At 58.6% G+C, this 12,024-nt stretch carries 10 protein-coding genes; 8 read left to right on the forward strand and 2 right to left on the reverse strand.

What is annotated here, in order from left to right; genetic code table 11:
* Window position 1: 1 nt before the first annotated feature.
* Entirely contained in the window at window positions 2–1,843 is a 1,842-nt protein-coding gene (locus tag ACR0B8_RS05635) for a peptidyl-prolyl cis-trans isomerase (protein ID WP_480658191.1), read from the forward strand.
* Window positions 1,844–1,855: 12 nt separating this feature from the next.
* Window positions 1,856–3,367 (forward strand): anthranilate synthase component I, encoded by a 1,512-nt coding sequence (trpE, locus tag ACR0B8_RS05640; RefSeq protein ID WP_170358629.1) that lies wholly within the window; start codon window positions 1,856–1,858, stop codon window positions 3,365–3,367.
* Between the two features lie 45 nt (window positions 3,368–3,412).
* On the opposite strand, the gene ACR0B8_RS05645 is transcribed toward trpE, so the two are convergent.
* Window positions 3,413–4,903, reverse strand: a complete 1,491-nt coding sequence (locus ACR0B8_RS05645; protein WP_226688401.1) for a divergent polysaccharide deacetylase family protein — start codon at window positions 4,901–4,903, stop codon at window positions 3,413–3,415.
* A gap of 195 nt (window positions 4,904–5,098) precedes the next feature.
* Here ACR0B8_RS05645 and ACR0B8_RS05650 point away from each other — a divergent pair, with 195 nt between their 5' ends.
* From ACR0B8_RS05650 to lexA, 6 genes are all read left to right on the forward strand, one after another.
* On the forward strand, window positions 5,099–5,680 hold the full coding sequence (locus tag ACR0B8_RS05650; protein ID WP_170358634.1) for an anthranilate synthase component II: 582 nt from the start codon (window positions 5,099–5,101) through the stop codon (window positions 5,678–5,680).
* A complete protein-coding gene (trpD, locus tag ACR0B8_RS05655) occupies window positions 5,677–6,696 on the forward strand; it encodes an anthranilate phosphoribosyltransferase (protein WP_170358637.1) in 1,020 nt (339 codons plus the stop codon). The genes ACR0B8_RS05650 and trpD overlap by 4 nt, the downstream gene beginning before the upstream one ends.
* Window positions 6,693–7,505, forward strand: a complete 813-nt coding sequence (gene trpC, locus ACR0B8_RS05660; protein ID WP_170358639.1) for an indole-3-glycerol phosphate synthase TrpC — start codon at window positions 6,693–6,695, stop codon at window positions 7,503–7,505. Before trpD ends, trpC begins: the two co-directional genes overlap by 4 nt.
* On the forward strand, window positions 7,505–7,978 hold the full coding sequence (gene moaC, locus ACR0B8_RS05665; protein WP_170348827.1) for a cyclic pyranopterin monophosphate synthase MoaC: 474 nt from the start codon (window positions 7,505–7,507) through the stop codon (window positions 7,976–7,978). The genes trpC and moaC overlap by 1 nt, the downstream gene beginning before the upstream one ends.
* The gene (locus tag ACR0B8_RS05670) at window positions 7,975–9,147 is read left to right on the forward strand and encodes a molybdopterin molybdotransferase MoeA (protein ID WP_226688400.1); all 1,173 of its coding nucleotides are present in this window, start codon (window positions 7,975–7,977) and stop codon (window positions 9,145–9,147) included. Before moaC ends, ACR0B8_RS05670 begins: the two co-directional genes overlap by 4 nt.
* A 78-nt stretch (window positions 9,148–9,225) precedes the next feature.
* Window positions 9,226–9,924: a transcriptional repressor LexA gene (gene lexA, locus ACR0B8_RS05675; RefSeq protein ID WP_170348829.1), complete on the forward strand. Its 699-nt coding sequence runs from the start codon at window positions 9,226–9,228 to the stop codon at window positions 9,922–9,924.
* Here the strand turns inward: lexA and ACR0B8_RS05680 are convergent.
* Window positions 9,918–11,969 carry a ComEC/Rec2 family competence protein gene (locus ACR0B8_RS05680; protein ID WP_226688399.1) on the reverse strand — a complete coding sequence of 684 codons (2,052 nt, stop codon included), beginning with the start codon at window positions 11,967–11,969 and terminating at the stop codon, window positions 9,918–9,920. The two genes, lexA and ACR0B8_RS05680, sit on opposite strands and share 7 nt — an antisense overlap.
* Window positions 11,970–12,024: the final 55 nt, after the last annotated feature.

Consider the following 12,024-nt stretch of genomic DNA (forward strand, 5'->3'; position numbering starts at 1 on the left):
CATGGCCGCAGGCATGAAAAACCTATCGAAGACCTTTGTCTGGATTCTCATGGGCCTATTGATGCTGGGCCTTGCGGGCTTTGGCGCAACAAGCCTAACCGGCACCGTGCGCACCGTCGCGCAAGTTGGGAACGAAGAAGTTTCGATCAACCAATACGTTCGCGAATTGCAACGCGAAATCCGCGCGGTCGAAAGCCAGACCGGCCAGCCCTTGCAAATGTCGCAGGCGCATGAGTTCGGTCTGGATCAGTTGGCCCTGTCGCGCCTGACCGCTTTGGCTGCGCTGGACAACGAAGTCGGTGAGCTGGGCATTTCGATCGGGGATGAGAACCTGCAAGAAGAAATCGTCGCCATCCCGGCCTTTCAGGGCGTCAACGGCACGTTTGACCGTGAGGCCTATCAGTTCCAACTGGAACAGGCTGGCATGACGGATACAGAATTCGAATCGGATCTGCGCAAGGAGTCCTCGCGCACCATCGTGCAAAACGCGGTGATCAGCGGGGTTGAGATGCCTTCGCTTCTGACGCAAGTGCTGACGGACTATGTCGGCGCACGCCGCAGTTTTACCGTTGCGACGGTCGGATCCGACGCCCTGACATCGCCTGTTCCTGCACCCACGGATGAGCAGATCCAGACTTATTATGATCAGAATCAGGATCAGTTCACCCTGCCCCGCACCAAGCAACTGACTTATGCGATTCTGTCGCCCGACATGCTGTTGGACAGTGTCGAGATTGATGAGGATGCGGTGCGTCGCCTCTATGATCAGCGGGCCTCGGAATTCTATCAGCCCGAGCGTCGTCTGGTCGAACGTCTGACTTATCCGAACGAAGAAGACGCCCAACATGCGATGGCGCAGCTAGAGGTCGGTGGCACCACGTTCGAAAACCTCGTGCGAGATCGTCAGCTAGAGCTGAGTGATATCGACCTTGGCGATGTCACTCGCGAAGATCTGGGCGAAGCAGCTGATGCCGTCTTTGCCGCCGATCTGGACGCGGTTGTTGGCCCGCTGCCCTCGACCTTCGGCCCCGCGCTGTTCCGCATCAACGGATCGCTGGCCGAAAACAACACGCCGTTCGAAGATGCCGCCCCTGCCCTGCGCGAAGAACTGGCCGCCGACCGCGCACGTCGTCAAATCGAAGCACAGGCCGAAGACATTGACGATCTGCTCGCTGGTGGTGCAACGCTGGAAGAACTGACCGGCGAGACCGAAATGGAATTGGGCCAGATCGACTGGACCCGCGAAAGCGGTGAAGGCGTCGCCGCCTATGACGGTTTCCGCGCCGCTGCCGAAGCCGTAAACGAAGGCGATTTCCCCGAGGTTGCGTTCCTCGAAGACGGTTCGATCTTTGCTTTGCGTTTGAACGAGGTGCTGCCCCAACGCCCCGAGCCTCTGGAAAACGCACGTGATCGTGTGGCCACCGCATGGACGCAGGTGGAAACCGGCAAGGCGTTGGCTGAAAATGCAAATTCCGTTCTGGAACAACTGAATGCTGACGGCGATTTCACCGCCACCGGTTTGCCGTTCCGGGTTGAAAATGCGCTGACCCGCACCGCTTTCCTTGAGGATGTGCCGGCAGATTTCATGGGTCAGGTGTTCGAGATGGAACCTGGTGAGCTGCGCGTCATTCCTGGCGATGGCACGGCGTATGTCGTGCGTCTTGAAGAATTGCTACCGCCCGCCGAAACTGATGAACTGCGCCAGGTACAGACCGCGCTGGAAGCACAGTTAAATCAGGCGCTGGCCCAGAACATCTTTGACGCTTATGTGCGCGACGCGCAAACCCGCGCCCGTCCCGTGATTGACCAACGCGCGCTGAACGCCGTGCAGTCGAGCTATTAAAAGAGACCGAACATGGCCCTGACCCCCGAGTTTGACAGCTTCGCCCGCGCCTATGAGGCTGGCGAAAATCAGGTCGTTTACACCCGCTTGGCGGCCGATTTGGATACGCCCGTGTCCCTGATGCTCAAGCTGACCGGTGCGCAGAAAGACGCCTTTATGCTGGAATCCGTGACCGGAGGCGAGGTGCGTGGCCGCTATTCAATCATCGGGATGAAACCGGACCTGATCTGGCGCTGCCGGGGTGAGACGTCCGAATTGAACCGCTCGGCCAGGTTCGATGCCGACGCGTTTTCGCCTCAGGATGGCAATCCGATGGACAATCTGCGCGCTCTGCTGGCCGAAAGCCGGATTGAGCTGCCTGACGATTTGCCTCAAGCCGCCGCAGGGCTGTTCGGTTATCTTGGGTATGACATGGTGCGTCTGGTAGAGTATCTGCCGGATGTGAACCCAGACCCGCTGGGCCTACCCGATGCGATTATGCTGCGCCCATCGGTCATCGCCGTTCTGGACGGTGTAAAAGGAGAGGTCACGGTCGTCTCCCCTGCCTGGGTCGCCGAGGGGCAATCCGCCAAGGCTGCCTATGCGCAAGCCGCTGAGCGTGTGATGGACGCAGTGCGCGATTTAGAACGCGCCATGCCCGCCGAGACTCGCGATCTGGGCGACGCCTCTGAAGTCGCGCCTCCGGTGTCGAATTTCACCAAATCCGGCTATATGGAAGCGGTTGAAAAGGCCAAGGAATACATCCGCGCTGGTGACATCTTTCAGGTGGTACCAGCTCAGCGTTGGACACAGGATTTCCCGCTGCCGCCCTTTACGCTCTATCGGTCATTGCGGCGCACTAACCCCTCTCCGTTCATGTTCTATTTCAACTTTGGCGGCTTTCAGGTAGTCGGTGCCAGCCCAGAAATTCTGGTGCGTGTCTTTGGCGACGAAGTGACAATCCGCCCCATCGCAGGTACCCGACCCCGTGGCGCAACCCCCGAAGAGGATAAGGCCAATGAGGTCGATCTGCTGGCCGACAAGAAAGAGCTGGCCGAACACTTGATGTTGCTGGACCTGGGCCGCAACGATACCGGCCGCGTGGCCAAGATCGGAACGGTGCGGCCAACCGAAGAGTTCATCATCGAACGCTACAGCCATGTGATGCACATCGTGTCGAACGTGGTCGGAGAGCTGGCCGAAGACAAAGACGCCTTGGACGCGTTCTTTGCCGGGATGCCTGCTGGCACCGTCTCGGGCGCGCCAAAAGTGCGCGCGATGGAGATCATCGACGAGTTGGAGCCTGAAAAGCGAGGTATCTATGGCGGCGGCGTTGGTTATTTCAGTGCCGGCGGCGACATGGACATGTGCATTGCTCTGCGCACGGCCATCGTTAAGGATCACAAGCTTTATATTCAGGCGGGCGGCGGTGTTGTTTTTGATAGCGACCCCGAGGCAGAGTTTATGGAAACCGTCCATAAATCAAACGCCATTCGCCGCGCTGCTGCCGATGCGTCCCGGTTCACAGGATCGGGCAACACATAAAGAAACGGCGGGCTTTCAGGGCCAGCCGTTTTCGTTGTTCCGAGGTTACTGAACCTCTTTCATCATCACTGCAGAGATTGGGGCCATCGCCACACGGCTGCCCCGATCTTCAAGCCCCCACAGCAACAAAGCCGAGATCGTGTCAGGGCGCAGACGGCCCAGCATTACAACCGTCCCCTCCTGCCCGGCACGAAATGCCGCTTGGTCCAGAAAACGACGCATGATCTTAGGGTCCTGGCGCGCACCGTCGATATCGCGGAAAATCACACCCGATGGAATACCGTTGCGCGCAGCCAGTTTTTGGACAGTGTTCAGACCATTGTCCTGCGTGATCAGACCACGCCCTGTACCGGCAGCAATCGCGGCCACTTGGTCGGCAAGCTTGCGGTTGCCTTGAATGCCCGAATCCACTCCTTCGAGAATTCCCACCGTTTCCGGCAGCGTGTCGAGCCATACGGCTAGCGATACTTCGGCATCCTGCGCGCTGGCGGCTTCGTGTAGATCAGCCAGAGCCAGAACTTCGAACCCGGCTTCGCGGTGACGCGCCATCTTTTCAACAGCGTCCGGATCAGACGGACTGACGGCAAAACTCAGCGGATAAGGAAAATCATGCAGAGCTTCAGCCCCATAGGCACCTTCATCGTCGATCAGAATGATTGACATCAACGGCTTGGATTCGGGGTTTTCGAATTCCGCCGCATAAGCCTCGATCGGCTTGCCGGGAATAGCGACCTCCACGTTGGATGTGCTTACCTCAATAACATCATCACGTTCCGTCAATGGAACCACGCGCGTTCCGACTGTCGAGACTGTGGTCGCTTCGCTTGCCCCCCCAATTTGCGGAACCGACGCAATCCGGGGCAGATTGCGCGGTGCTGTATCCTCATCACCTTCTACGGCGATTGGGCTGTCGACAAATGGGTTTTCCTCGGTTTCCGGATCGGCGGCTGCGGCGACCTCGGTTTCCGGTTGTGCTGCACTGTCGGCAACAACAGGGTCCGATTTCTGTTCCCCCTCGGCAACCTCGGGTTCTGGTTTCGGCTCGACCTCCACAACCTCGGGCTCTTGTTCGACGGCCGGTTCAGGCTGAGGTTCAGGCACCTCCAGCGACACCTCAGGCAAGGCTTCGGCATTTGGGGATACCTGCGACAAAGGCGGGGCCTGTGGAGCGACCGGGGCCACAGTGGTTGCAATTACAGGAGCTGATTGAGCAACGCTGGGCGCATCGACTTGCGCCGGGTCCAGGTTGACTTTGGGCTGGGCATCGGGCTCAACCTCGACATCTGACAATTCAGCCAGCGTGTCCGTCTGTTCGCCGACAGATTCAGGTGTGGTTGGTGGCAAGTCCAGCACATCGGGGTCACCCCCGGTATCAGTGGCGTCCGCCACTGATACCGGGACATCAGCCAGAGAGGGTTCAGGCGCAGAAACCGCCACGTTCGGTTTGCTGGTCAAAGGCATGTTCAAAGACAGCACCGCCCCCAGCACAAGAACAGCGACCGTTCCCACGATCATTCCGCCGACAAATCCGCCCATAACAATTGCCTCTCGTCTTGGCCCTGCATCGATCACATGTTCGCCGTCTGCTGCGGCATTTGCTTACCGCAGCGCCAAGTACGGGATGTCCCCTTGACGCTGCCGCGCAAGCCTGAGCATGTATGTCCCGACATTATACCGTGGCTCGGGGCTGCATCGCCAGCCCGAAATGCCCAAGCCGAGACAAGTGCCCAAATGCTGCTGCTGATCGACAACTACGACTCGTTTACCTACAACCTGGTACATTATTTAGGCGAACTTGGCGCCGAGATGGTCATTCGGCGGAATGACGCCTTGGACGTTCAGGAAGCCATGGCCATGAACCCATCCGGCATCCTGCTCAGCCCCGGCCCCTGTGATCCGGATCAGGCCGGTATCTGCTTGGCCTTGACCGAAGCAGCGGCTGAAACGAAAACGCCGCTGATGGGAGTCTGTCTTGGCCATCAGACTATCGGACAGGCCTTTGGGGGCGACGTCATCCGCTGCCACGAAATCGTACATGGCAAAATGGGAACGATGCACCACACCGGAAAAGGTGTGTTTGCCGGGCTGCCCTCGCCATTTGAGGCGACCCGCTATCATTCTTTGGTGGTCGACCCCAACACCCTGCCCGACTGTCTTGAGGTCACGGCAGAGCTGGAAGACGGTACCATTATGGGTCTGCAGCACAAAGAATTGCCGATTCACGGCGTTCAGTTCCACCCGGAATCCATCGCCTCCGAGCATGGTCATGCCCTGCTCAAGAATTTCCTGTCTGAGATGAAAGTTCCCGCATGAGCGACGCTCTGAAACCGCTGATCGGAGCCGCCGCCGATCGGCCTCTGACCCGTGCCGAAGCCGAACAGGCCTTTGGTATCTTGTTTGACGGTGAAGCCACGCCCAGCCAGATCGGTGGCCTGCTGATGGCCATGCGCACCCGTGGCGAAACGGTCGAGGAATACGCCGCGGCCGCCGCCGTGATGCGCGCCAAGTGCAATGCCGTCACCGCGCCCGACGGTGCAATGGATATCGTCGGAACCGGAGGCGACGGCAAAGGCACGCTCAATATCTCAACCGCCACGGCATTTGTTGTCGCTGGTGCCGGTGTCACCGTGGCCAAGCATGGCAACCGCAACCTCAGCTCAAAATCCGGGGCAGCGGATGCTTTGGGGCAGTTGGGGATCAACGTCATGGTTGGCCCGGAAACAGTTGAAAAGGCTTTGAAAGAGGCCGGTATCGGCTTTATGATGGCCCCGATGCACCACCCAGCCATTGCGCATGTCATGCCCTCGCGGCAAGAGCTTGGAACCCGGACGATCTTCAACATTCTCGGCCCTTTGACGAACCCTGCGGGCGTCAAACGCCAATTGACCGGAGCCTTCAGCCGCGACCTGATACGCCCAATGGCCGAAACGCTTGGTCTGCTGGGTTCTGATCGTGCCTGGCTGGTGCATGGTTCGGACGGGACCGATGAGCTGACCATCACTGGCATCAGTTGGGTCGCAGCACTAGAGGATGGGGGCGTTAAGGAGGTGGAACTTCACCCCGAAGACGCGGGCCTACCGGTTCATCCGTTCGAGGACATCATCGGCGGAACACCCGAAGAAAATGCTGTCGCCTTCCGCGCGCTGCTGGACGGGCAGCCCTCGGCCTATCGCGATGCGGTTCTGTTGAACTCTGCCGCCGCGCTGGTGGTTGCAGACGCCGCAACAGATTTGCGGGATGGTGTCGAAAAAGCCGTCGAAAGCATCGACAGCGGAAAAGCCAAAGAAAAAATCGCGGTACTGGCCCGCATGACTCAGGAGGCCGCATGACCGAGACGGTACTGGACAAGATCAAAGCCTATAAGCTGGAAGAAATAGCTGCAGACAAGGCTGAGAAGTCCTTGGAAACACTGGAAAGTGAGGCACGTTTCGCATCCGAAGTGCGCGGCTTTGCCGAAAGCTTGCGGAAAGCGACCCGCAAGGGGTATGGCCTGATCGCCGAGGTCAAAAAGGCCAGCCCCTCCAAGGGGTTGATCCGCGCCGATTTCGACCCGCCTGCATTGGCCAAGGCGTATGAAGAAGGCGGTGCAGCCTGTCTGTCTGTACTGACCGACACGCCTAGCTTCCAAGGCGCCAAGGAATACTTGACCGAGGCACGCGCAGCAACGTCGCTGCCAGCCCTGCGTAAGGATTTCATGTACGACCCATATCAGGTGGTCGAAGCGCGCGCTTTGGGTGCCGATTGCATTCTAATCATCATGGCCTCGGTCGAAGATGGTCAGGCGGCCGAGCTGGAACAAACGGCCTTTGACTGGGGGATGGACGTTCTTATCGAAGTTCACGACGAGGCTGAACTGGAACGTGCGACCCAACTGAAAAGCCCATTGATCGGGATAAACAACCGTAATCTTAAGACCTTCGAGACCACACTTGATACCACGCGCCGTCTGTCGAAACTGGTTCCTGGCGGTCGGACGATTGTCTGTGAAAGCGGTCTGAGTACACCCGAAGACCTGGCCGATATCGCCCGTTATGGCGCGCGGTGTTTCCTGATTGGGGAAAGCCTGATGCGTCAGGATGATGTCACCGCCGCCACCCGGCAATTGCTGGCAAACCCGCTGATCCCCGGAGTGATGTGATGCCTCTGACCCATTTCGATGCACAGGGACAGGCCCATATGGTCGACGTCTCGGACAAGGCTGTTACTGACCGCGTCGCGGTGGCGGCTGGCCACATCAAGATGGCAAAGGAAACCTTTGATTTAATTTCCGAAGGACGCGCTAAAAAGGGCGACGTATTGGGTATTGCGCGGCTGGCAGGCATCATGGGAGCTAAGAAAACACCCGACCTAATCCCGCTATGCCACCCCTTGCCAGTCACAAAGGTTGCGGTTGAGTTGACCCTGAACCCTGATTTGCCGGGCGTACAGATTGAAGCCACCGTCAAGACCGCAGGCCAGACCGGGGTTGAGATGGAGGCGTTGACTGCGGTCTCAACCGCGGCGCTGACTGTGTATGACATGACCAAGGCAGTCGATAAGGCGATGGAGATCGGCGGTATCCGGGTCCTGCTGAAAGATGGCGGTAAATCAGGCCGTTACGAGGCGAGATGATTACGGTCGAAGAAGCCCGGTCGCTACTGTTTGATCTTGTTTCCCCGCTAAACGCCGAAACAGTTCCGCTTGCCGAATCTGCTGGCCGCGTGCTGGCAGAAGACCTCAGCGCCACGCGCGATCAACCGCCATTTTCGGCCTCTTCCATGGATGGTTATGCGCTGAAGTCGACCGAAGTCGAACAACACGCCATGTTCAAAGTAGTTGGCGAATCCGCTGCCGGGCGTCGTTTTGAAGGCACCGTAAGCCCCGGTCAGGCCGTTCGTATCTTTACCGGCGCTCCGGTGCCGGAAGGTGCTGATTTCGTTGTTATTCAAGAAGATACGGAACGGCGCGGGGATTTGCTTACAATCACCGACGATCCCGGACTGAAAACAAATATCCGACCTGCAGGTGTCGACTTTACCGTCGGTACCAAGATCAGCGCTCCGCGCCTTTTGCGCCCTGAAGACGTCGCGCTGTTGGCAGCAATGAATATTGCAACAGTGCCGGTCAGACGCAAACCCGTGGTCGCATTGATTTCAACCGGAGATGAACTGGTTATGCCGGGTGAGAACCCAGGCCCGGATCAAATCATCGCTTCGAACACTTTTGGCCTGAAAGCCATGCTAGAGGATGCCGGCGCACATGTGCGAGTTCTACCGATCGCGCGCGACACTGTCGCGTCCTTAGAAACGGCGTTTGGGCTGGCAAGTGGCGCCGATCTAGTCGTGACAATCGGGGGTGCCTCGGTCGGAGAATACGATCTGGTCGGGGACGTTTCTCAGAAATTGGGGATGGAGCGGTCGTTCTACAAAATCCGCATGCGCCCCGGGAAACCCCTGATGGCGGGTCAGTTGGGTGACACAGCGATGGTTGGACTCCCGGGAAACCCCGTGAGTGCAATGGTTTGCGGTTATCTCTTCCTGATCCCCATGTTGCGTCGCATGTTGGGCATCGAACAAGCCCTTACCCCTTTTCGCCGGGCCAAGCTGGCCGAGCCCATCGGCAAAAACGGCCCACGCGAACATTATATGCGAGCTGTCGTCGGTGAGGATGGCATTCGCGCCTGTGCCGATCAGGACAGCTCGCTTCTCAGTGTTCTGGCGCAGGCCAACGCGCTTTTGGTACGTGAGCCGAATGATCCGGCGCGCCCCTCGGGGGATGAGGTTCTGTACCTGCCGATATAGGCCACGCTCAAATCCGTTGACACAAAACGTGAACATGCGTAGAACAAAAGAAAACGCATGACCGACGAGGTGTGAGCAATGCTGACCAAGAAACAGTTGGATTTGTTGGAATTCATCCACAAACGCGTTCAGGCGGACGGTGTTCCACCCAGTTTCGACGAAATGAAGGCCGCGCTGGATTTACGGTCGAAGTCCGGGATTCATCGCCTGATCACTGCGCTGGAAGAACGTGGCTTTATTCGTCGCCTTGCCCACCGGGCGCGCGCGATTGAGATCGTGAAGCTGCCCGAGAGTCTCGGCGGCGAACCAACAGCCGCTTTCAAACCTCGCGTGATTGAAGGCGACAGGCCCGAAGGTCCCCGCCCGGCGAATTTCGAACCGGTCACTGTAGATGCCTTGGAATTGCCGGTCATGGGCCGTATCGCAGCTGGTGTCCCGATTGAAGCGATCAGCCACGTATCGCACCGTGTGGCGGTCCCGGGCAGCATGGTTTCGGGCAAAGGCGAACATTACGCGCTTGAGGTACGTGGCGACTCGATGATCGATGCCGGTATCAATGACGGCGATGTCGTGGTGATCCGTGAAACTCGGGTTGCCGATAATGGCGATATCGTCGTGGCTCTGGTCGAAGATCAGGAAGCGACCCTGAAGCGCTTTTTCCGCCGTGGCAATGCTATCGCGCTTGAGGCTGCGAACCCCGCCTATGAAACCCGCGTTCTGCCCGAGGACAAGGTCAAGGTGCAGGGACGGCTGGTCGGGTTGATCCGCAGCTACTGATCCCGTTTTAAATTGCGGTTCTCGGCGATGGCCGGGGACCACAGGCGATGGCCGATTACCTCTCGGCTGGTTGTTATGCGTCCTTTTGAAAACGCCAGGCTTCCGGTCTCTTTCAGGCGGTTCGGATCGAAAAGACCGCAATCCCCGTTCAGGTTCAACTCAACTGCAGACACCACGATCTGGTTTGATTGGCATTCTTCAAACCCTTGAGCCGCACGTTTTCCGGTGATGTGAATCACTTCCTTGCCCTGCCAATCAAAGCGCTGAACAGCGTTTTCTGCATCAGGCCAGCGGCTGGCCGCCTTCTTCTGATCTTCTCCGTCACCGTCGTTTTCCAACCATACCGTAGCGATGAAACCGCTGCCTTTTTCTTTGCTCAGCGCGCGGCCATGTTCAGTCATGACACCCACTAACCCGCCTGAATCCGCGATCAGAACCTCGGGTCTTTGCCCCTGCCCCCACAACATAAATGCGGACGCAACCGGTATAATCCCAATCCATTTTGCGCGGCCCTGCCACAGCACCAGCCACAACGCCCCCAGCGCAAACATAGGCAACACGTAATGCGGCGGACTAACGACATAGCCTTGCGCGCCATCTAAGTTTGACACCTTGTCTGAAACGATCAGAATCCACTCCAACCCCAGACCCATGACATTCAATGCGACCGCCTCTAGCCCGAAAGGGGTCAGCAATGCCGCGACAAAGGCGGCGGGCACCACAATCGTGCCCATTACCGGGACCGAAAGCATATTGGCCAGCAACCCATAGTGTGACATCGTGTTGAAATGCGCCGCCCCGATAGGAGCGGTCGCAAGCCCTGCAATCGCCGAGGACAACAGCAAGCCGGTCACCGGTTTCAGCCATTTTGGACCGGGCATTGGGCCATAGTCCCGCAACCGCCCAAACACCGCGACAAGCGCTGTAGTGGCTGCAAAGGACATCTGGAAGCCTGGGCTCAACAGTGTTTCTGGCCGTAGAATCAACACGATTAGGGCAGCCACGGCCACGGCGCGCAAAGAAATCGCACGGCGGTCGATCAGGATCGCCCCCAGCATTACGCTGGCCATGACGAAAGCGCGTTCCGTTGCAACATTGCCCCCGGACAACAGCAGGTAAATGACGGCCGCGATCAATGCACAAACTGCCGCCAACTTGCGGACAGGCAACCTTAAGGCCACTGAAGGAATGGCTGACAAGCCCAACCGAAACACCAGATAAACGAACCCCGTCAGCAACCCCATGTGAAGGCCCGAAATCGCCAGCAAATGCGCTAGGTTCGAGGCCCGCAGGGATTTTAACGTCTCTTGCCCCATGCCACTGCGATCTCCGGTTGTGACGGCGGCTGCGAACCCACCGATTTCACTAGGCAGGATCGCACGTACCCTTTCCGAGATGGCCATACGCCAGGCAGTTACCCGGACCCCTTCGGTCGCGTCAGTTGCGGGGGCAATGGTCATCACCGGCACCCGGGTATAGCCAACCGCGCCCAGCCCTTGAAACCAGGCATGACGGCGGAAATCAAACCCACCGGGTTCAACCGGACCTTGCGGCGGTGAGAGATGCCCGGTGGTCATGATCCTTTGCCCAGGCGCCAGGGAAACCGATCCTCCGTGCAGTGAAAGCCGGACGCGCTGCGGTCTGCGATCTGCGGGCACATCCCCTATGCGCACCCGATCCAGCGTGACCCGCAACGCGTCCGACGCAGAGCGATCCATGGCTACGACCCGCCCCTCGATCGGGCCGTAGTAACGCCAGGACAGGACCGGCTCTGCGACCGTATGGGCTCGTGCGCCGGCCAGTATAAAACCGGACGCGATCAGCGCGCCCCCCGTTGCCAACGCAGCCCAGCCAGTGCGTCGCGTGCGGCCAACCCAGACCAGCAACGTGATGCCAAGCAGAAGACAGGCATAGACCTGCCATTCTGGTTCAAACCGAAGGCTGAAATAGAGGCCGATGCCAACTGCCAGACAAATCGGAGACCACTGGAACAAATACCCTGTCTGGTTCAGCAAAGCGGCGTCGACCCTTGCCAGAACACGCATGGTTGCCCCCGTCCTTCGGGCTCGTTAGACAGACGCCAAACTATGCCCGACACGG

This window comes from Ruegeria sp. BH6 (assembly GCF_056538105.1).

Coding starts and splice junctions, on each gene's coding strand:
- ACR0B8_RS05650 (WP_170358634.1), top strand. CDS start 5,099: ATGCTGCTGCTGATCGACAACTACGACTCGTTTACCTACAACCTGGTA.
- ACR0B8_RS05635 (WP_480658191.1), top strand. CDS start 2: ATGGCCGCAGGCATGAAAAACCTATCGAAGACCTTTGTCTGGATTCTC.
- trpC (WP_170358639.1), top strand. CDS start 6,693: ATGACCGAGACGGTACTGGACAAGATCAAAGCCTATAAGCTGGAAGAA.
- ACR0B8_RS05645 (WP_226688401.1), bottom strand. CDS start 4,903: ATGGGCGGATTTGTCGGCGGAATGATCGTGGGAACGGTCGCTGTTCTT.
- trpD (WP_170358637.1), top strand. CDS start 5,677: ATGAGCGACGCTCTGAAACCGCTGATCGGAGCCGCCGCCGATCGGCCT.
- ACR0B8_RS05670 (WP_226688400.1), top strand. CDS start 7,975: ATGATTACGGTCGAAGAAGCCCGGTCGCTACTGTTTGATCTTGTTTCC.
- lexA (WP_170348829.1), top strand. CDS start 9,226: ATGCTGACCAAGAAACAGTTGGATTTGTTGGAATTCATCCACAAACGC.
- ACR0B8_RS05680 (WP_226688399.1), bottom strand. CDS start 11,969: ATGCGTGTTCTGGCAAGGGTCGACGCCGCTTTGCTGAACCAGACAGGG.
- moaC (WP_170348827.1), top strand. CDS start 7,505: ATGCCTCTGACCCATTTCGATGCACAGGGACAGGCCCATATGGTCGAC.
- trpE (WP_170358629.1), top strand. CDS start 1,856: ATGGCCCTGACCCCCGAGTTTGACAGCTTCGCCCGCGCCTATGAGGCT.